This is a genomic window from Mesorhizobium sp. M3A.F.Ca.ET.175.01.1.1, assembly GCF_004791945.1.
Classification (GTDB): Bacteria; Pseudomonadota; Alphaproteobacteria; order Rhizobiales; family Rhizobiaceae; genus Mesorhizobium.
Window position 1 is genome coordinate 64,968 of sequence record NZ_SRTP01000009.1, and the last position, 20,830, is coordinate 85,797.

General features: G+C 64.3%; 18 protein-coding genes. 4 read left to right on the forward strand and 14 right to left on the reverse strand.

Annotation, left to right across the window (positions count from 1 at the left end; genetic code table 11):
• Positions 1-4: 4 nt before the first annotated feature.
• A complete protein-coding gene (locus tag EN818_RS20295; RefSeq protein WP_129553809.1) occupies positions 5-850 on the forward strand; it encodes an EamA family transporter in 846 nt (281 codons plus the stop codon).
• Positions 851-933: 83 nt separating this feature from the next.
• Here EN818_RS20295 and EN818_RS20300 read toward each other — a convergent pair whose 3' ends face one another.
• The 14 genes from EN818_RS20300 to EN818_RS20370 all read right to left on the reverse strand — a co-directional run bounded on the left by EN818_RS20300 (position 934) and on the right by EN818_RS20370 (position 17,216).
• On the reverse strand, positions 934-2,181 hold the full coding sequence (locus EN818_RS20300) for an MFS transporter (protein ID WP_165349998.1): 1,248 nt from the start codon (positions 2,179-2,181) through the stop codon (positions 934-936).
• Between the two features lie 91 nt (positions 2,182-2,272).
• Positions 2,273-2,590, reverse strand: a complete 318-nt coding sequence (locus EN818_RS20305) for a Dabb family protein (RefSeq protein WP_129553810.1) — start codon at positions 2,588-2,590, stop codon at positions 2,273-2,275.
• 10 nt (positions 2,591-2,600) lie between these two features.
• Entirely contained in the window at positions 2,601-4,229 is a 1,629-nt protein-coding gene (locus EN818_RS20310; RefSeq protein WP_095806309.1) for a choline dehydrogenase, read from the reverse strand.
• 12 nt (positions 4,230-4,241) lie between these two features.
• Positions 4,242-5,003, reverse strand: coding sequence for a 3-ketoacyl-ACP reductase (locus EN818_RS20315; protein WP_095806308.1), 762 nt, complete (start codon positions 5,001-5,003; stop codon positions 4,242-4,244).
• Positions 5,004-5,211: 208 nt separating this feature from the next.
• Positions 5,212-6,729 (reverse strand): GMC family oxidoreductase, encoded by a 1,518-nt coding sequence (locus EN818_RS20325; RefSeq protein WP_095806307.1) that lies wholly within the window; start codon positions 6,727-6,729, stop codon positions 5,212-5,214.
• A 6-nt stretch (positions 6,730-6,735) separates the two neighbouring features.
• Positions 6,736-7,851: an ABC transporter ATP-binding protein gene (locus tag EN818_RS20330; protein WP_095806306.1), complete on the reverse strand. Its 1,116-nt coding sequence runs from the start codon at positions 7,849-7,851 to the stop codon at positions 6,736-6,738.
• Between the two features lie 23 nt (positions 7,852-7,874).
• Positions 7,875-8,819 (reverse strand): carbohydrate ABC transporter permease, encoded by a 945-nt coding sequence (locus EN818_RS20335; RefSeq protein ID WP_095806305.1) that lies wholly within the window; start codon positions 8,817-8,819, stop codon positions 7,875-7,877.
• Positions 8,816-9,775, reverse strand: a complete 960-nt coding sequence (locus tag EN818_RS20340) for a sugar ABC transporter permease (RefSeq protein WP_095806484.1) — start codon at positions 9,773-9,775, stop codon at positions 8,816-8,818. Before EN818_RS20340 ends, EN818_RS20335 begins: the two co-directional genes overlap by 4 nt.
• 181 nt (positions 9,776-9,956) lie before the next feature.
• The gene (locus EN818_RS20345; RefSeq protein WP_095806304.1) at positions 9,957-11,210 is read right to left on the reverse strand and encodes an ABC transporter substrate-binding protein; all 1,254 of its coding nucleotides are present in this window, start codon (positions 11,208-11,210) and stop codon (positions 9,957-9,959) included.
• A gap of 58 nt (positions 11,211-11,268) precedes the next feature.
• On the reverse strand, positions 11,269-12,780 hold the full coding sequence (locus EN818_RS20350) for an aldehyde dehydrogenase family protein (RefSeq protein WP_095806303.1): 1,512 nt from the start codon (positions 12,778-12,780) through the stop codon (positions 11,269-11,271).
• A gap of 9 nt (positions 12,781-12,789) precedes the next feature.
• Entirely contained in the window at positions 12,790-13,566 is a 777-nt protein-coding gene (locus EN818_RS20355) for an enoyl-CoA hydratase/isomerase family protein (protein ID WP_095806483.1), read from the reverse strand.
• A complete protein-coding gene (locus tag EN818_RS20360; protein WP_095806302.1) occupies positions 13,559-15,160 on the reverse strand; it encodes an acyl CoA:acetate/3-ketoacid CoA transferase in 1,602 nt (533 codons plus the stop codon). Before EN818_RS20360 ends, EN818_RS20355 begins: the two co-directional genes overlap by 8 nt.
• Entirely contained in the window at positions 15,157-16,173 is a 1,017-nt protein-coding gene (locus EN818_RS20365; protein ID WP_095806301.1) for a Gfo/Idh/MocA family oxidoreductase, read from the reverse strand. Before EN818_RS20365 ends, EN818_RS20360 begins: the two co-directional genes overlap by 4 nt.
• Positions 16,170-17,216, reverse strand: a complete 1,047-nt coding sequence (locus EN818_RS20370) for a LacI family DNA-binding transcriptional regulator (protein WP_095806300.1) — start codon at positions 17,214-17,216, stop codon at positions 16,170-16,172. Before EN818_RS20370 ends, EN818_RS20365 begins: the two co-directional genes overlap by 4 nt.
• A 239-nt stretch (positions 17,217-17,455) precedes the next feature.
• Here EN818_RS20370 and EN818_RS20375 point away from each other — a divergent pair, with 239 nt between their 5' ends.
• From EN818_RS20375 to EN818_RS20385, 3 genes are all read left to right on the forward strand, one after another.
• Positions 17,456-18,610: a dihydrodipicolinate synthase family protein gene (locus EN818_RS20375; protein WP_095806299.1), complete on the forward strand. Its 1,155-nt coding sequence runs from the start codon at positions 17,456-17,458 to the stop codon at positions 18,608-18,610.
• A gap of 102 nt (positions 18,611-18,712) precedes the next feature.
• Positions 18,713-19,783, forward strand: coding sequence for a GDP-mannose 4,6-dehydratase (gmd, locus tag EN818_RS20380; protein ID WP_095806298.1), 1,071 nt, complete (start codon positions 18,713-18,715; stop codon positions 19,781-19,783).
• A 9-nt stretch (positions 19,784-19,792) separates the two neighbouring features.
• A complete protein-coding gene (locus tag EN818_RS20385; protein WP_095806297.1) occupies positions 19,793-20,764 on the forward strand; it encodes a GDP-L-fucose synthase in 972 nt (323 codons plus the stop codon).
• Positions 20,765-20,830: the final 66 nt, after the last annotated feature.

Below are 20,830 nucleotides of genomic sequence, written 5' to 3' on the forward strand. Positions count from 1 at the left end.
AACAGTGACGCTCTTCGTCTTTCTTGCAGTGCTTTCGGCGGCAGCCATGCACGCGATCTGGAACGCTCTGGTCAAGGTCCATCTCGACCGCTTCCTGTCGATCACATTGATGACGCTCGGCATGGGCGCCGCCGCGCTCGTGGTGCTGCCTTTCGTCGACGTGCCAAAGGCCGAGGTCTGGCCATTCATTCTCGCCTCGGTGTTCTTCCACATGGGTTATCGGACATTCCTGATCGGCGCCTACAAGGCCGGCGATTTTGCCCAGACCTATCCGCTGGCGCGCGGCACCGCGCCGTTGCTCTCCGCGCTCGGCGGCATCGTCGTGGTGCGGGAGGTTCCGGCGCCGCTTGCCATCCTCGGCATCCTGCTGCTGTCGGCCGGAACGCTGGTCATGTCGTTTCGCGGCGGCGCCCATCTTGAGCGGCTCAATCTGCGCGCCGTGGCCTTCGCGCTCGGGACATCGATCTTCATCGCCAGCTACACGCTGTCCGACGGCAGCGGCGCGCGACTGGCTGCAACCGCGACAAGTTATGCGGCATGGCTGTTCGTCTGCGACGCCGCGTGGGCGCTGGTGCTGTGCTTGGCCTTTCGTGGGCCGCAGTCGCTTCCGGTGCTGGCGCGCGACTGGAAGGCGGGGCTGCTCACCGGCGTGCTCAGCGGTGCCGCTTACTGGATCGTCATGTGGGCGATGACCAAGGCGCCGATCGCTTCGGTGGCGTCGCTGCGCGAGACCTCGATCCTGTTCGCCATGATGATCTCGGTCTTCGCGCTGGGCGAGAAGATGACGGGCTGGCGCGGCGCTGCCGCGCTCAGCATCGTCGCAGGCGTCGTCGCGCTCAGGCTCGGATAGAGCGCCTGATCAACAGCTCCATCCTGCTGTTTTGAGGCAACTCCGGACGGAGTGCTCAGGCAAAGTCGCCGAGCCTTACCGCTTCACACTTTTCCTGGAACTGCTCCGACCTCGTGGTCCAGCACCGTCATGACCTGGCCGCGCCGCTCCGGACTGAAGCGGATGACGACGATGATGCAGACGGCGACCACACCGGCAAACAGGGCCAGAGCGTGGCCGTAGCTGCCGCCGGGGGATTCGGCGATGCCGGCCTGATAGGGTCCGCCATAGGAAGCGGCGAGATTGCCGGCCTGGTAGATGAAGCCGGGCAAGGTCGCCCGCACGGCGCCCGGCGAAAGCTCGTTGAGGTGCACCGGAATGACGCCCCAGGCGCCCTGCACCGCGACCTGCATGACAAAGGCGCCGATGGCGAGCATGAAGGGCGTGGTCGAATAGGCCCAGAGAGGGATGGCCGGCAAGGCAATCACGCAGGCAAGGGTAATCGCATTGACGCGGCCGATCCTCTCCGACAACGCGCCGAAGGCCAAGCCGCCGACGATGGCGCCGATATTGGCGACGACGGTTATCCAGCTCACCGTGTGCGGATCGAACCCGTGCTGCTTCTTCAGGAAGGTCGGGTAGAGGTCCTGGGTGCCGTGGCTGAAGAAGTTGAAGAACATCATCAGCACGATGGCATAGAGCGCGATGCCCCAGTGTCTGCGCAGCGTCTCGACAAGGCCGGGCCGCGCCTGCGCGCGGCCTTCGACGAAGGCCGGCGATTCCGGCACGTGCGTGCGGATGAACAGCACGATCAGCGCCGGCACGAAGCTGAGCAGGAACATCAAGCGCCAGCCGACGGTGAAGCCACCGATCTTCTGCTGATAGATCAGCCCGTAGACCACCGCGGCGAGCAGGTAGCCGGCCGGATAGCCGCATTGCAGGATGCCCGAGACCATGCCGCGGGCCCTGGGCGGAATGGATTCCATGGCAAGCGAGCTGCCCAGCCCCCATTCACCTCCCATGGCGATGCCGAACAGGGCGCGCAGGGCCAGGAATATGCCGAGATTGGGCGAGAAGGCGGCGAGCGCGCCAATCACCGAATAGCTGACGATGTTAAGCATCAGGATGGGCTTGCGGCCGTATCTGTCGGCCAGCATGCCGAAGACGAATGCGCCGATGAAGCGCGTCGCCAGGGTCAGGAACAATGCCTTCGAGACGGCCGGCACGTCGGAGTGGAATTCAGTGGCAATGTCGGTGAGCAGGAATGTCAAAAGGAAGAAATCAAACGCGTCGAGCGTCCAGCCCAGGAAGGATGCGACGACGGTCTTCTTCTGCTCGGCGGTGAGATTCAAGGCGGTCCTCCTTTGCATCCCCCGGCGAACGATATGTTCCCAAAGGCACAAAAGAGAACCGTCCGTTTGCCGGTTTTCGGTAAACCGGCGGTCACATTTGCGTAAGCTCGAGGTCGAAGACCATCAGCCCGTCGGTGCCGCCCTCGAGCGCCGCGACCAGCCTGGCGCCGGCGCGCCGATGCGCTTCATCGACCAGATAGGCATCGCGGGCTGCTGCGTCGCGGAAGTCGACGGTGAAGCCATGCGTGCAGCCGCGCGCGAAAGGCTCGGGGCTGACATTCACGCTGAAATGGACCTTCCCCATCCCGTCGATCAAGGAGCGCAGCGCTTCGAGATCGGCGTGGATCGCCGTGCGTTCAGCGGCGGGAACGTCGTCGCGGAAGCGAACGAAGACGCAGTGGCGGATCATCGTTTGGCCCTCACGCCGCCTGGTTGCCCTTGAACACGGCCGGCGGCAGCGGCTCGCGGCCGAGGATCAGGTCGGCACCCTTTTCGCCGACCATGATCGTCGGTGCATTGGTGTTGGAGGAAGGCACGCGCGGCATCACCGAGGCGTCGCAGACGCGCAGGCCTTCTATGCCGCGCAGCCTCAGATCCGGCGTCACCACGCTCATCCCGTCATGGCCCATTCGACAGGTACCAACAGGGTGATGGTCGGTCTTGGATGTCCGGCAGGCATAGTCGAAGAGGTCGGCATCGCTTTGCAGGGCAGGGCCCGGCAGCACCTCGCGCAGCACATAGGGCTGGAGCGCCTTCTGGCGCATGATCTCGCGCGCCAGCCGCAGACCCTTGATCGACATGTCGCGGTCATGCGGATCCGACCAGTAGTTCGGATCGATCAGCGGATGGTCGGCCGGGTCGGCGCTCTTCAGTCGCACCGTGCCGCGCGAGCGCGGGCGCAAGAACGCGGAGTTGAGCGTCACGCCGGGGTTATTCAGCTTCTCGACGCCGGCCTCGATGCCGGAGCCGAGGCCGAGATGGAACTGGATGTCGGGCGAGGCGGCGGTCGGGTCGGCATACCAGAAGCCGCCGGTCTCAAACAGGCTGGAGGCCACCGGCCCTTTCTTCAACAGCAGATATTGCAGGCCCGCCCACATCGTGCGGTGCAGCTTGGCGTAGTTGTCGTAGGTGTGGTCGCCGGTGCATTCGGCGATCACGAACAGGTCGAGATGGTCCTGCATATTGGAGCCGACGCCGGGCAGATCGTGGACCGGCGTTATGCCCACCGACTGCAGATGGTCGGCCGGGCCGATGCCGGATTGCATCAACAGCTTCGGCGATCCGATGGCGCCGGAGGAGACGATAACCTCTCGCTCGGCGCGCAGGATCGTCTTCTCGCCGCCAGGCTTGTCGACAAGCTCGACGCCGATGGCGCGGCCTTTCTCGACGACGACGCGGGTGACGAGCACGTCGGTCCGGACGGTCAGGTTCTTGCGCGCGCGGATCGGCTTCAGATAGGCGACGGAGGCGGACGAGCGTCGCGCGTCCTTCTGGGTGAGCTGATAATAGCCGACGCCTTCCTGGCTGGCGCCATTGAAATCCGGATTGAAGGGGATGCCCATCTCCTGGCCGGCGCGGAAATAGGCCTCGCAGATCGGCAGCGGCGAGATCGGGTTGGAGACGCCGAGCGGTCCCTGGTCGCCGTGATAGTCGTTGGCGAAGCGCTGGTTGTTCTCGGCGCGCTTGAAATAGGGCAGCACGTCGCGATAGCTCCAGCCGGCCAGGCCCTCTTCTTTCTCCCAGGCATCATAGTCGCGGGCATTGCCGCGCGTGTAGATCTGCGCGTTGATGGACGAGCCGCCGCCGACCACCTTCGCCTGCGTGTACCAGAAGACCCGGTCTTTCATGTTCTTCTGCGGCACCGTCGACCAGCCCCAGGAGGCGATGCCCTTGGTCATCTTGGCAAAGCCCGCCGGCATGTGGATCAGGGGATGCCAGTCCTTGCCGCCGGCTTCCAGGAGCAGGACCGAATGGGACGGATCCTCGCTCAGCCGGTTGGCCAGAACGCAGCCGGCCGGGCCGGCGCCAACGATGATGTAGTCAGCCATGGTTCCACTCACTCACAAGCGAGGCACGGAAAGCGCGCCGTCGACATCGATGACCGATCCGGTCGAAAAGCCGAACCTGCCGGAGGCTAGCGCTGCGACCACCGCGCCGACGTCGGCGGCTTCGCCCCAGCGTTTGGCCGGCACCAGCCCGCCGTCGATCAGCGCGTCATATTTGGCGGAAACGCCCGAGGTCATGTCGGTGCGGATGATGCCCGGCCGCACCTCGAACACGCCGATGTTTTCCGCTGCCAGGCGCAGCGCCAGGTTCTTCACCCACATGGAAAGGCCGGCCTTGGAGATGCAGTAGTCGGCGCGTTCCGGCGACGCCATCGCGGCGCTGACCGAGGTGATGGTGATGATCGATCTGGCCGAACCTGCCGGCGCCGAAAGCATGGCCTTGGCAACGGCCTGGCTGAGAAATACCGTGCCGCGCAGGTTGATGGCCATCGCGCGGTCGAAATTCGCCGGCTTCAGCTCCAGAAGGTCGCCCCGCACCACGGCGCCGACGCCGGCATTGTTGACCAGGCAATCGATGCGGCCGAATGCATCCGTCGCGGCCTCGACGAGCGCGGCATGGTGGGCAAGATCGGCGACGTCGCAACGCGCGTAGGCGAACTTCGCCCCGCGTCCGGTGATGGTGTCGGCAAGTCCATCAGCGGGCTTCTCGGCGAGCTCGGCGACAAGGATGTCGAAGCCGGCGTCGGCCAGCGCCTCGGCACAGGCCAATCCGATGCCGCGCGCGCCTCCGGTGACGATGGCTGCGGGGCGGCTCATTGGAAATTGGTCCTGTGGAAGTTGGCGCTGCCCCTCATCGCCCTGCCCGGCACTTCTCCCCGTATAGTGACGGGGAGAAGGGCGCTGTCATCGGCGCTTTCACCAATCGCCAGCGCTAAGGAAAGGACGCCGGGGACGCGGCCATCCCCCTTCTCCCCGTTCACGGGGAGAAGGTGCCGGCAGGCGGATGAGGGGCAGCGCTGTCGTGTCATGCAGAAAGCTCCGTCCTGCGGATGTGGTCGGCGACGCGTAGCGCCTGGGCTGCGATCGACAGCGCCGGATTGACCGCTGCAGAGGTCGGCAGGAAGCTGCCGTCGACGACGAAGAGGTTTCGGTGGTCGAAGGCGCGGCAGAACGGGTCGAGCGGCGCCGTCGCCGGATCGTTGCCCATGCGCACGGTGCCGCACTGATGCGAGGGCGTGCGTTTGTCGAAGGGACGCGACAGGACGATGGGATAGCCGCAGGCGCGAAAATTCTCGCGCATGACCTTGGTCAGGCCTTCCAGCGACTGCATGTTGGAGCGCCGCCACTGCATGACGATCTCCTTGCCGTCGACCATGATGCGGCTTTCCGGATCGGGCAGGTCCTCGCACATCAGGTACCAGTCGACGGCATGGCCGGCCATGAAATCGAGCGCGAATTTCGGCGCAAGCTTGACGTTGGCCTTCAGCATGTTGCCGTCGATCTTGCCGAGCAACTGAACGTTGCCCAGCGGCTTGCCGCCCTTGCCGTCCGACAGATAGTAGTCGTTGAGCATCAGCGTCTTCTGATAGACGGCATCGTTGCGGCGGCGCGGATCGATTGCCAGCATCGCGCTGGAATTATGGTTCATGAAATTGCGGCCGACCTGGTCGGAGCTGTTGGCGAGACCCTTGCCGCCTGCCTTGCCGTTGTTGGCGGAAGGCGAGCGCAACAGGATGACGGCGGAATTGACCGCGCCGGCCGCGACGATGACGAGCTTCGGCGTGAGCCTCTTCTGCGCGCCACCCTGGGTGTAGTGGATGGCGGCGATCGACTTGCCGTCCGGCGCGGGCTCCAGCCAATCGACATGGGCGCCGGTTTCCAGCTTGATGTTGGAGTCGTCGAGCGCGGCCGCCAGAGGGCCAGTCTGGGCATCGATCTTGCCCTGGCCGGTGTTCGGGAAAGCGTCCCAACCGGTCCTGCCGTCCTTCAGCCAGGCTTCGATGTCGACCCCGAGCGGCAGCGAGGCTGGATGCAGCCCGAGCCTTTTCAGCTCGGCGCGGGCGCGCGCGATCGGCGGCTCGTCGGGCACCGCCTCGAAGGGGTAGGGCATAGAATGGAACGGCTCGGTCGGATCCTCGCCGAGCGTCCCGCGCACGCGGAAAAGCTGCTCGGCTCTAGAGTACCAGGGCTCGAACTCGTCATAGGAAAACGGCCAGGCCGGCGAGATGCCGCCGAAATGCTCCAGCTCGGAAAAATCCTCCTTGCGGTAGCGGATCAGCACGGCGCCGAAGAATTTCGAATTGCCGCCGACATAATAGTAGTTGCCGGGGTTGAAGGCCGGCCCGCCGGCTTCGCGCCACATCTCCTTCGGCCGGTAGTGCTCGTCGACGAAGATCGAGCGGGTCGAGCGCGCATGCGGCGTCGCCGGCAAGGGTTCGCCGCGCTCCAGGATCAGGATCGAGGCGCCGCTGCCGGCCAAGCCGGCGGCGATCGTGGCGCCGCCAATGCCGGAGCCGATGATGACGATATCCGGATTTGTCATGGTGGGTTAGAGAATGCGCTTCTCGGTGGCCGGATCGAAGAACACCGCCTTGCTGAGGTTGAAGGCGAGCGGCGTGCTGGTGCCGGGCTGGATCCGGGCATCCGCGCGCAGCCGCGCCACCACGCCCTTGCCGCCGAGATTGGTGACGGCGAAGGTGTCGGAACCGGCCGGCTCGACCACCTCGATATGACAATCGGCCGTGGCGATGTCGGACCCGTTGCGCTCGGCGCCTTCAGGATCGGTCAGCGCCTCCGGGCGGACGCCGAAGATCACCGGCTTGTCCCTGAAGGCCGCAAGGCCCGCCGGCGCCCCGGGCAGCGCCAGCGTGATCGGCTGGCGCGCCTCGCGATCGAGCACCACAGAAAAGCCGCTGCCATTGGCGCCGATCTTGGCCGGGATCAGGTTCATCGCCGGGGAGCCCATGAAGTCGGCGACGAAGACATTGGTGGGATTGTTGTAGATCTCGGCCGGCGTGCCGAACTGCTGCACCTCGCCGTCGCGCATGACGGCGATCTTGGTCGCCAGCGTCATCGCCTCGATCTGGTCATGCGTGACATAGACGATGGTCGTGCCGGTCGTCGCATGCAGGCGCTTGATCTCGATGCGCATGTCGACGCGCAGCTTGGCGTCGAGGTTGGAGAGCGGCTCGTCGAACAGGAAGAGCTTCGGGTCGCGCACCAGCGCACGGCCCATGGCGACGCGCTGGCGCTGGCCGCCGGAAAGCTGGCTCGGCTTGCGCTGCAAGAGGTGGCCGATCTGCAGGGTTTTGGCGACCTTGTCGATGGCAGCCTGGCGTTCGGCTGCCGGCACGCCGCGCATCTCCATGCCGAAGGCGATGTTTCCGGCAACCGTCATGTTCGGATAGAGGGCGTAGCTCTGGAAGACCATGGCGATGTCGCGCTTGGAAGGGTGCAGATCGTTGATCGCGCGACCTTCGACGCGGATCTCGCCCTCGGAGATGTTCTCCAGCCCGGCGATGGTGTTGAGCAGAGTGGATTTGCCGCAGCCGGATGGACCGACCAGCACGAGGAAGCCGCCCTTTTCGAGTTCGACATTGATGCCCTTCAGAATCTCGACATTCCCGAAGCGCTTCTTCAGCCCATCAATTTCCAGAAAAGCCATGGTCGTTCCTTCAAGAAAGAGGGTCAGCCCTTGACCGCGCCGGCCATCAGCCCGCGCACGAAATAGCGGCCGGCGACGACGTAGACGATCAGGGTAGGGAGGGCGGCGATCATCGCCGCAGCCATGTTGACGTTGTATTCGACGACGCCGGTCGAGGTGTTGACGACATTGTTCAGCGCCACCGTCATCGGCATGACATCGCCGGTGCCGGCATAGGCGGAGGCGAACAGGAAGTCGTTCCAGATATTGGTGAACTGGTAGATGACGGTGACGACGAAGATCGGCATCGAGTTCGGCAGCATGATGCGGCGGAAGATCTGGAAGAAGGAGGCGCCGTCGACCTGCGCCGCCTTGATCAGCTCCGTCGGGAAGGCTTCGTAATAGTTGCGGAAGAACAGCGTGGTGAAGCCCAGGCCGTAGACCACGTGGACGAACACCAGGTTGACCGTCGAATTGCCGAGGCCGAAATTGAAGCCGGTCGCGTTCTGCAGCGTGACGCCGAAGCGGCCGAGGCTGCCGAGGATCGTCGCCATCGGCAAGAGCACCGACTGGAACGGTATGAAGCAGGCGAACAGCATCATCGCGAAGACCAGCGTGTGGCCGCGGAAGCGCCATTTGGTCAGCACATAGCCGTTGAGCGCGCCGAGCAGCGTCGAGATCAGCACCGCCGGAACCACCATCTTGATGGAGTTCCAGAAGTAACCCTTGATCCCCGCACAAGTCAGGCCGACGCAGGTCTCGCCCCAGGCCTTGAACCAGGGCTCGATGGTCGGCGATTGCGGCAGCGCCAGCATATTGCCGTTCTGGATCTCGTCCATGCTCTTGAACGAGGTGACCAGCATGACGAAGAGCGGCATCAGGTAGAACAGCGCGAACAGCGCGAGCAGTCCGTAGATGACGATGCGGTTGAGCGTCCTGGCGCCGGCGCCGCTCGAGGCCTGGCGGGCAGGTGAGGTGACGGCGCTCATCGCGGCTTCTCCCGGAGCTCGGAATAGAGGTATGGCACGATGATCGCCGTCAGCGTCATCAGCATGATCACCGCGCTGGCGGAGCCGACGGCCATCTCGTTGCGCTTGAAGGTGAACTCGTACATGAAGTTGGACGGCAGCCACGCCGAGCCGCCCGGCCCGCCGCTGGTCAGCGCCACGACCAGGTCGTAGGACTTGATGGCGAGGTGAGCGAGCACGATGAAGGCCGACAGGAACACCGGCCGCAACAGCGGAATGACGATGCGGCGGTAGAGCTGGAAGGTGGTGGCGCCATCGATCTGCGCCGCCTTCATGATCTCGCCATCGATGCCGCGAAGGCCAGCAAGGAACATCGCCATGATGAAGCCCGAGGCCTGCCAGACGCCGGCGATGACCACGGTGTAGATGACGAAATCCTTGTTCTTGATCCAGTCGAAATGGAAGCTCGTCCAGCCCCATTGATGCAGCGTCTGCTCGAGACCGAGGCCTGGGTCGAGGAACCATTTCCAGGCGACGCCGGTGACGATGAAGGACAGCGCCATCGGGTATAGGTAGATCGGCCGCAGCACGCCTTCGCCCCGGATCTTCTGGTCGAGCAGGATCGCCAGGAACAGGCCGAGCGCAAGGCAGATGAGGATGTAGAGGAAGCCGAATATGCCCATGTTGGTGATCGAGGTGTACCAGCTCGACGGCGGGTCGCTCTCGAAGGTCCAGCGCCACAGCCGCTGATAGGCGCGGGCGCCCGTGATGTCATAGGACGGGAAGGTCTTGGAGTTGGTGAACGACAGATAGATCGTCCACAGGATGAAGCCATAGACGAAGACGATCGTCGCCGCGAAGCTCGGCGCTAGAACGATCTTCGGCAACAGATCCTGCAACCGCGAGCGGACTGTCGCGGTGGGGCGGGCGTCGTGCTCCGGCGTCAGCTTGATGCGTGTTTCGGCAACTGTGCTCATCGGCTCATCCAGTACCGGTTCGTGGGGACGTGCCGGCGCGGGGCGCCAGGCGACAATCCCGAACATGTCTCGACAGGAGACCTCCCCCGCCTGAGCGGGGGAGACTCGAGTGGTTTTGTTTATGCAATTCCGGACGGAAAACCGCTATGCACTTTTCCTGGAATTGCCCCAGCAAAACGCGTTACTTTGCGTCGTCGATCGCCTTGACCAATTCGGTCACGGCCTCGTCCGAGGTCTTGATCTGGCCATGGACGAATTTCGAGATCACGTCCTTGTAGGCATTGGCGACGGCCGGAGGCGCGCCGTAGCCCTGGGCCAGCGAGCCGAACAGCGTGCCGCCTTCGTTGGCGGCCTTCAGATCGGCGATGCCCTTCTTGCCGCAGGCGTCGAAGTCGGTGTCCGGCACGTCGGTGCGGGCCGGAACCGAACCCTTGACGACGTTGAAGGCCGACTGGAAGCTCTTCGACAGCGTTGCGGTGGCCAAAGCGACCTGGGCGGCCTTGCGGTCTTCCGGAACGTTGAACATGCCGAACATATCGGAGTTGTAGATCACCGAGCCGTCGGTGCCCGGGAAACGGTAGCAGAGGAAGTCGGTGCCGGGGGTCTTGTTGGCGGCGTGGAACTCGCCCTTGGCCCAGTCGCCCATGACCTGAACCAGCGCGTCGCCCTTGATGACCATGGCGGTGGCGAGATTCCAGTCGCGGCCCGAGAAGTTCGGATCGACATAGGTGACCAGCTTGGCGAGGTTGTCGAACGACTTCTTCATCGTGTCGGACTTGAGCGACTCCTCATCAAGGTCGTTCATCGCCTTCTTGTAGAACTCCGGGCCGCCGGTCGACAGCACGACGGAATCGAACATGGTGGCTTCCTGCCAGTTCTGTCCCCCGAGCGCGAGCGGGATGACTCCCGCTGCCTTGGCCTTGTCGAGCAAGGCAATGAAGTCGTCGAAGGTCTTCGGCTCGGTGCCGCCGATCTTGTCCATCACCGCCTTGTTGATCCACAGCCAGTTGACGGAGTGAACGTTGACCGGAGCCGCGACCCACTTGCCGTCATAGACGGAGAACTTCTGCAGGGCGGCCGGAACGGACTTGTCCCAGCCTTCCTTCTTGGCAGTTTCGGTGAGGTCGCCCATGACGCCGGCGGCGGCATAGTCGAGTACGGTGTAGCCGAGCATCTGCGAGGCGGTCGGATAGTTGCCGGCCGCGACCATCGCCTTCAGCGCGGTCATGGCAGCGTCGCCGCCGCCGCCGGCCACGGGCACGTCCTTCCAGGCATAGCCTTCCTTGGACAGATCCTCCTTGAGGACGTTCAGAGCAGCCGCTTCGCCGCCCGACGTCCACCAATGCAGCATCTGCACTTCCTTGACGTCCGCGGCATGCGCCGAGAATGCAAAGCTCGTCGCAAGAGCCGTTCCGATAAGCAATTTGCGCAACATGTACTACCTCCCTTGTTGCATGCATATGACCGGCGGATGTCCGCCGGGCGCTCCCAACTCAGCCGACCCACCATCCGGTGCGCTGGCCGCGATGAAACTGGATAGTCTTTTCCTCGGTGTAATCCTCGACGGCGCGTTTGCCGAGTTCGCGTCCTAGACCGGACTGCTTGTAGCCGCCGAAGGGCAGTTCGGGATAACCTTCCATGAACGTGTTCACCCAAACCGTCCCCGAACGCACACCGCGCGCCACCGACATGCATGTGTCGATATCGGCGCTCCACACTCCCGCAGACAGACCATAGGGCGTGTTGTTGGCGATGTGCAATGCCTCTTCAATCGTTTCAAAAGTCAGCACCGACAGCACTGGCCCGAACACTTCCTCGCGCGCGATCGCCATGTCCTCGGTAACGCCGCAGATGATGGTCGGGTCGAGATATTGGCCGGCATTCGAGGCCAGTTGCCGCCCGCCGTAGTAGACTTCGCTGCCGTCATTGGCGGCTGACGCCACATAACCGGCGACTTTCGCGAGGTGGTCGAACGAGATCATGGCGCCGACCTTGGTGCGGTCGTCGAGCGGATCGCCGACCCTGACCTTTTGCGCCAGCGACTTGACCGCGCCGAGAAAGTCGTCGGCGATCGCCTCATGGACGATCAGCCGGCTGCCGGCGTTGCAGCATTCGCCGGCGTTGAAGAAGCCGCCGAACACAGCAGCATCGGCTGCCGCTTCGAGGTCGGCGTCGGGAAACACGATCTGGCCGTTCTTGCCGCCGAGCTCCATCGAGACCTTCTTCAGCGAATTGGACGCGGCGGCCATGGTCATCTTGCCGACCCGGGTGGAGCCGGTGAAGGACACCATCTCGACCAGCGGATGGTTGACCATCGGCGCGCCAACGTCGCTGCCAAGACCGGCAAGGATGTTGACGACGCCGGCCGGCAGGCCTGCGTCGAGCAGGATGTCGCCGAGCACGAAAGTCGAGGCCGAGGTCATCTCGCTCGGCTTCACCAGCGCCGTGCAGCCGGCCGCGAGCGCGAAGGGCAGTTTCTGGCTGATGATCAGGAAAGGGAAGTTCCACGGCGTGATGATCGAGACGACGCCGATCGGCTCGCGCAGCACCACGCCGAGCATGGAATCGCCGAGGTTGGCATAACTCTCGCCGTGAAGGGTGCGGGCAAGCGAGGCGGCGTAGCGCCAGATGTCGACAGCACCGCCGATCTCGCCGCGCGCCTGGGCGATCGGCTTGCCGGACTCCAGCGCGTCGAGGCGGGCGATCTCTTCCAGCCGGCTCTCGATCAAGTCGGCCGCCTTGAGCAGCACCGCAGCACGTTCCGATGCCTTCATGCGCGGCCAAGGGCCAGTTTCGAACGCCTTGTGCGCGGCCTGCACAGCAGCTTCAACTTCCGCAGCACCGGCCAGGGCATAGCGCGAGACGGCAAAACCATGGCCGGGGCTGCTGCGCTCGATGGTGCGGCGGTCGCGAGCGTCGACATGCTTGCCGTCGATCAGGAGCTTGTAGCTCCTCGGCGCTGCAGACGCCTCGGCCGGCATGGCGATGTTGAGGGGTGCGTTCATGATATTCCTCTAGGATCTCGAAAAGGCCGGCTTCCGCTTGGCCTTGAAGGCGCCGACGCCGGCTTTGAGATCGGTCGTCAGCGCAATGAAGCCGCTGGCGAGCGCCTCGGTGGCGGCAGCGCTTTCCTCGCCTTCGGCGACGGCGATCATCAGCTTGGCGGCCTCGCTCGCCAGCGGCCCGCGTTCGGCGATCTTGTCTGCCCACGCTTTCGCTTCGTCGAACGCCCTTCCAGTATCGACAACGCGGTCGACGATGCCCAGGGCAAATGCATCGGCCGCCAGAAAGATCTCGCCGCCGAGCGCCATGCGCCGGACTGCCTGGGCGCCGAAGCGGCGGACGGCGCGCTGCGTGCCGGACCAGCCGGGCACGACGCCGATCGATGTTTCGGGGAAACCAAGCTTCACCTGGGTTTCGGCGACGCGGAAATCGCAGGCCGCGGCCAGTTCCAGCCCGCCGCCGAGCGCGTGGCCCGCCAGCACCGCGATGGTCGGCTGCCTGAGCCGCGCCAGCCGGTCGAAAACGCGGTGGCCATAGCGGACCCATTGCACCTGGAAATCGGCTGCGCTCATCGCACCCCAGGCCTCGACGTCGCCGCCGGCGCAAAAGCCCTTGCCTTCGCCGCGCAGGAGCACGACGCGGACGCCGTCGCCCAGTTCCGCCTCGTCGAGCGCCGATTCGAGCGCGCGCAGCATCGGGATGTCGAGCGCATTGAACTTTTCCGGCCGCCGCAGCGTGACCATGCCGACGGCGCCATCCTGCTCGAAGCTGACGAGACGCTCAGCCATGCGCGCCTCCGAGCGAGGCGTCGCCATTCAACGACAGGCCGATCGGCCGGTCATGGTAGAGCGGCGAGGGCGTCACCTTCAGGTCGTTGGCGACTGCGAGCGGTGTGTCGGCCTGGCCAAGAACGTCGCGTTCGAGGTCGATGCCGGGCGCAAGCTCCGTGACCATCAGCCCGTCAGGCGTCAGCTTCATCACGCAGCGCTCGGTGACATAGGTGATGTCCTGTCCTTGCGCGACGGCGCGCTTGCCGGAAAAGGAGATGTGCTCGACCTCCTCGACGATCTTCTTGACCTTGCCTTCCTGATCGATGCGGATGGCGCCATCGGCGAGCGAAAGCTTGGCGCCGGCATTGAAGAAGCCGGAAAAGACGATCTTCTTCGCTCGCGACGTGATGTCCACGAAGCCGCCGGCGCCGGCCGTCACATGTGGTCTGGCCGAGAGCTTCGAAACGTTGACCGAGCCGTTGCGGTCGATCTGCAGGAAGGACAGCAGCGAAGCGTCGAAGCCCCCGGCCTGGAAATAGGTGAACTGGTGGGGCGAGGGCATGATCGCCTCGGCATTCGAGGCGCAGCCGAACTTGAAATCGAGCAGCGGCACGCCGCCGACCGCGCCCTGCTCGATCACCCAGGTGACCTTGCCGTGCTGGCCTTCCTCGAGAAGGATGCGCGGCACGTTGGCTGAGATGCCGAAGCCGATATTGACGGCCATGCCGTCGCGCAACTCCATGGCGACGCGGCGCGCGATCACCTTCTGGATGTTCATCTCCGGCGTGCGGAAGGTCGAGAGCGGCCGGAAGATTTCACCCGAGATTGCCGGATCGTAAGGCGTCTGCGTGGTCTGCAGCTGATCGGGCGCGACGACGATATGGTCGACCAGCACGCCCGGCACGCGCACGTCATGCGGCTTCAACGTGCCGTTCTCGACCACCCGCTTGACCTGTGCAATGACGATGCCGCCGTTGTTGCGGGCCGCCAGCGCCTGCTCCAGCCCGCCAAGATAGGCGCCCTCATGCTCGTAGGTGAGGTTGCCACGCTCGTCGGCCGTGGTGGCGCGGATGATCGAGATGTTGGGGACGATGGCGCGGAAATAAAGCCATTCCTCGCCGTCGAACTGCTGCACCGAGACGATAGGCTCGCCCGCCGCGGCATTCATGGCGCAGCCCTGGTGGCGCGGGTCGGCGAAGGTGTCGAGGCCGACCTTGGTCAGCACGCCCGGCCGCTTGGCCGCAGCCTCGCGATGCATGTCGAAGAGGATGCCGGAGGGCACGTTGTAGGCGGCGACCGAATTGTCGCCGATCATCTGCCATATCCGCGGCGGCTCGGCGGAGGAGGGCCCGGAGGGGTAGGAGCCGCAGAGCGTTCGCTTCAACAGCCCTGACTTGGCGAGGTGGTCGATGCCCTTGATGCCGTACATGTCGCCGGCGGCGATCGGGTGCAGCGTGGTGATGTTCCTCGGATGGCCATCCGTATCGAAACGCGCGCCGATCGCGGCTAGCACGGCGTCGGGGCAGCCAAGGCCGCTAGACGACGACACCGACACGACCATGCCGTCCTCGATCAGGTTGGCGGCGTAAGCCGCCGAGACGAGCTTGCTCACGCGAGGCTCCCCAGTTGCGGATCGATCATAACCGCCTTGCCGGTCCTGGCGGATTGCAGCGCGGCCTCGGCGGACGCCAGCGACCAGATACCGTCCTCGCCAGTGGCGGAGGGCTGGCCGTCGCCCCGGATTGCGGCATGGAACTGCCGCAGCGAACGGGTGTAGAGATCCTCGCGGTCGAAATTCAGCTCTTCCTCGCCAGCCGCGGTGCGCAGCAGCACCGAGCCGACCGGCTTCTGCGTCATCACATTGGTGGCGATCAGCGAACCTTCCGATCCATGCACTTCGAAGCCGGTGCCGGCGAACTTGGTCGTAAAACCCTCATGCGACTGGGCAATGACGCCGGACTTGAAGCGCCAGATGCACATGGCGCCGTCTTCTAGCCCGCCGCTGGCCATGCCGGCCGACTGGGTGAAGGCTGAGACCTCGACCGGATCGACGCCGAGCACGAAGCGCAGCGTGTCGGCGTCGTGTACGGTGATGTCCAGCACAACGCCGCCACCGGCTTCGGGCCTGGTGACGCGCCAGCCCTGCAAAGTCTCCGGCAGGAACACGGAATGGAAGACGCGCGCCGCGATCGGCTTGCCGATCCGACCCGCGGCAATCGCCTCGCGCATGGCGCGGTGCGCGCCGGCATTGCGCAGATGGTGGTTGGTGCCGAAGACGATGCCGGCAGCCTTGGCGGCGGCGACCATCCTTCTGGCATCGGCACTGGTCAGCGCCAGCGGCTTTTCGCACAGCACATGCTTGCCGGCCTTGATGGCGGCGAGACCCTGGTCGAGATGCAGTTCGTTGGTGGTCGAGATATAGACGGCGTCTATGTCTGCAGCGAGGAGTGCGTCGAGCGAGGAGACAGCGGCAGCAATGCCGTTTTCCGTGGCATAGGCCCGGGCACGCTCGGCGCTGGAGCTCATAACGGCGGCGATCTCGCCGTCGGCCTGGGCGCGAATGGCGTTGATCATGAACTGTTTGCCGATCGTACTGGCGCCGATCAGTCCCCATTTCACGGTCATGCCGGATCTCCTGTTCCGATGCGCTGGGTGTTGCGATCCGGGCCGCAGCTTTCCCTGACGACGAGGCTGATGGCGCCGATATGGTCCTCGGCGCGTGTGGTGCGCGATTGGATCATCTTCAGCATGGCATGGGCGGCGCGTTCGCCGAGGCCTGCGGTGTTGACTGCGACGCTGGTCAGCGCCGGCATGTAATGCTCCGCCTCGACCACGTCGTCGAAGCCGACGACCGCAAAATCCGTTCCCGCTTCGAGCCCGCGCTTGCGCAGCGCCAACATGACGCCGAAGGCGACGGCGTCGTTGAAGCAGAGCGCAGCCGTGGGCGGCTCGGACGCCGCCAAGGCGGTCTCCAGGCAAGCCATGCCGCCCTTGCGACTGGTCTCGCCCTCGACGATGGTCCGCTCGGCTATGCCAAGCGCGTCACATGCTTCCAGAAATCCGCCGAGGCGCTCGTGATAGACGACGAGGTCGGAGGAGCCGCCGAAGAACGCCAGGCGGCGATGCCCCTTGCGGATCAGATGCTCGGTGGCGAGAAAAGCGCCGCGATGATTGTCGGGTGCAATCACCGGAATTCGGCTTTCGGGCAAACGACGCATCGCGAAGACGATCGGCACGCCGGCCGTTTCGATGCGGCGGAAGGCGCCCGGCGTGGTGCCGCGGGCCGGCGACACGATCAGGCCGGCAACACCCTGTTCCATCAGCGATTTCAGCACCTCTTCCTGGCGGACGGGATTTTCCGCGGTGTTGGCGATGAACGGCACGATGCCGGCAGCCTGAAAGACTCGCTCCATGCCCACTGCAAGCTCGGCGAAAAAGGGATTGGTGAGATCGTTGATCACCATGCCGATGACGTTGGAGTGAGCCTTGCGCAGATTGGCGGCGCCGCGGTTGTAGACATAGCCGACGTCCTCGATTGCCTTGCGGACCCTGGTCGCGGTCTCGGGCCGGATCAGCCCGCTGCCTTGCAGCACGAGCGACACCGTCGATTTGGACACGCCGGCTTCCCGGGCGATGTCCAGGATCGTCGCCTTGGCCCGGCTGGCCATCCCGAAGCGTCTCCCTTCTTGGACAAAAGCTATTGGAACGTTCTAATCATCGCGACAAATGAGAGTCAATCCCGATTCGTACGAAACCGACCAGAACCGCTGACCAGCATCGGAAAACGTGGAAATTCGGAAGCTCCGCAGGTGTAGGGCGCGGCAGTTCGGATCACGGAACGCCGAGTCACGAAGCGCCTTGATTTGTTGGAACGTTCCAGTTATAGCCGCCGAAAAGGGAGAGCTTCATGGTCATCACCCTGCCTTCGGAAAATGGCAGCCGTGCCAGCTATCGGCTGGTCGGCCAACCGGCCGAACCCCGGATCGGCGCGCAATTCTCGCGCATCGCCTATGCCGCCGCCCATGTCGTTGCAGATCCATTCGCCATGACGGATCCATGGTCGCGGCCGGTCATCGACTGGGACAAGACAATGGCGTTCCGCCATCATCTGTGGCGGCTGGGCTTCCGCATCGCGGAGGCGATGGACACCTCGCAGCGCGGCATGGGTTTCGACTGGACAAGCGCGAAGGAACTAATCCGGCGCTCCATTGCCGAAGCGCGCACGGCAAAGGGCGCCGACCTCGCTTCCGGGGCGGGGACCGACCATCTGGCGCCAGCGGCGGCAAAGACGCTGGCCGACGTGATCCACGCCTATGAGGAGCAGTTCGCCTTCATCGAGGGCGAAGGCGGCAAAGCGATCATGATGGCGAGCCGCGCGCTGGCTGCAGCCGCCAGGGGCCCGGGCGATTACGCCCATGTCTACGACCGTCTTCTCTCGCAGGCTTCCGGCAAGGTCATCCTGCACTGGCTGGGCGACATGTTCGATCCGGCATTGAAAGGCTATTGGGGCAGCCAGGATTTCGAACCGGCGCTCGACACCGTCGTTGCGATTATCGATCGCCACGCGCACAAGATCGAGGGCATCAAGATATCGCTGCTCGATGCAGACAAGGAGCTCGCGCTGCGGGACCGGCTGCCGGAGGGCGTCATCATGTTCACCGGCGACGACTTCAACTATCCCGAACTGATCGCCGGCGACGGCAAGAGACATTCGCATGCGCTGCTCGGGATTTTCGACGCCATCGCGCCGGTAGCCAGCGCGGCGTTGGCGAAGCTGGCCGAGAATGATCGAGCCGGCTACGACGCATTGATGGGGCCGACCGTGCCGCTGTCGCGTAAGATCTTCGAGGCGCCGACCGAGTATTATAAGGCCGGCATCGTCTTCATGGCCTGGCTGAACGGGCACCAGGATCATTTTGCGATGGTGGGCGGCATGCAGTCGGCACGCGGCATAGGCCACTATGCCGACGTCTTCCGGCTCGCCGATCAGGCAGGGTTGCTGGCCGACCCGGACCTTGCCGTCGCCAGAATGAAAGCTCTCTGCGCCGTTGCCGGTGTCTGAGCCGACTATAGGAGTGGCTGAAGAGTATCTCGCCGGTTTGATTTGCGTTCTCAGGCCAAATCTGTATTCGCTTGCCGAAATGCATGCGGATGAAATACGGCAATGGCAGGCAAAGTGGCCCTCATTACGGGTGTAACGGGGCAGGACGGAGCCTACCTTGCAGAGCTGCTGCTGCAGAAGGGCTATGTCGTCCATGGCGTCAAACGCCGGTCGTCTTCTTTCAACACCGAGCGCGTCGACGACATCTATGTCGATCCGCATGAGAGCGGGGCGCGTTTCTTCCTGCACTATGGCGATCTGACCGACGCGACCAATCTGATCCGGCTGGTGCAGGAGACGAAGCCGAGCGAGATCTACAATCTCGGCGCCCAAAGCCATGTCCAGGTCAGCTTCGAAACGCCGGAATACACGGCCAACTCCGACGCGCTGGGAACGCTCCGGCTGCTTGAGGCGATCCGCATCCTCGGCCTGGAGAAGTCGGTGCGCTTCTACCAGGCCTCGACGTCGGAGCTTTACGGCAAGGTGGCGGAAGTTCCGCAGAACGAAGCGACACCGTTCCGACCGCGTTCGCCCTACGCCGCGGCGAAGCTCTATGCCTATTGGATCACGGTGAATTATCGTCAGGCCTACGGCATGTTTGCCGCAAACGGCATCCTGTTCAATCACGAGAGCCCGATGCGAGGCGAAACCTTTGTCACTCGCAAGATCACGCGCGCCGTAGCCGCGATCCATCACGGACTGCAGAACACGCTTTACCTCGGCAACATCGATGCCATGCGCGATTGGGGGCATGCGCGCGACTATGTCGAGGGCATGTGGCGTATACTCCAGCACGACGAGCCGGACGATTTCGTGCTGGCGACGGGCGAGGGGCATTCGGTGCGCGAGTTCGTCGAGCTGGCTTTCGCCGAGACCGGCAGGACCATTCGCTGGCAGGGCGCAGGCGTCGACGAGATTGGTATCGACGCGGCCTCAGGATCGGTGCTGGTGCGCATCGACCCGCGCTATTTCCGCCCGACCGAGGTGGACACGCTGCTCGGTGACGCCTCCAAGGCCAAACGCAGCCTGGGTTGGTCGCACACGACCGGCTTCAGGGAATTGGTGGCGGAAATGGTGAAAGCCGACATGGCCTCTGCCGCAAGCGGCGCATGGCATGGCGGCCATTCAGCGTAGGACGTGTCGATGGGAGAAATCTTCGACCTGAGGGGCAAGCGGATTTTCGTTGCCGGGCATCGCGGGATGGTCGGCTCGGCGGTGGTGCGCCGGTTGGCGTGCGAGGACTGCGAAGCCCTGACGGTCCCGCGCGATGAGCTCGATCTTCTCGACCAGGCCGGGGTTCGGCGCTGGATGAACGAGCATCGGCCCGATGCCGTGGTGATGGCAGCGGCCAAGGTCGGCGGGATCCTGGCCAACGACCGGCTTCCGGTGGATTTTCTCTATGAAAACCTTGTCGTGGAAACCAATGTCATTGAGGCTGCGTTCCGCAGCGAGGTCCGAAAGCTCCTGTTTCTAGGCTCATCCTGCATCTACCCGAAACTGGCGCCGCAGCCGATCCCGGAGGATGCGCTGCTGACTGGTCCGCTCGAGCCCACCAACGAATGGTACGCGGTCGCAAAGATCGCCGGGCTGAAACTGTGCCAGGCCTACCGGCGGCAGTATGGCGCCGATTTCGTCTCGGCAATGCCGACCAACCTCTATGGCCCGGGCGACAATTTCGACCTCAACAGCAGTCACGTCGTGCCGGCCCTGATGCGCAAGGCGCATGAGGCGAAGCGGAGCGGCAGCAAGACGATCGAGGTCTGGGGTTCAGGCAGGCCCAGGCGCGAGTTCCTGCATGTGGACGATGCAGCCGATGCACTGGTCTGGCTGCTGAAAAACTACTCCGACGACAGCCATGTCAATGTCGGCTCGGGCGAGGACGTCACCATCGCGGAACTCGCCCACACCATCGTGTCGGTCGTGGGAGCCGGCACCGAGATCGTGTTCGACCCGACCAAGCCGGACGGCACGCCGCGCAAACTTATGGACGTGTCGCGCCTGTTCGCAGCCGGATGGCGACCGAACTATTCGCTGCGCGACGGACTGCAACAGACCTACGGCTGGTTTCTGGAGCGTCTCGAGACGGGCGAGATCCGGCTGGGGCAGGCTCGCTAAATCGTGACGCGCTGAAACGGATTCAGGCGACGTGCTTTAAGTCGATGCATGTCGTAGCCCCAGAAC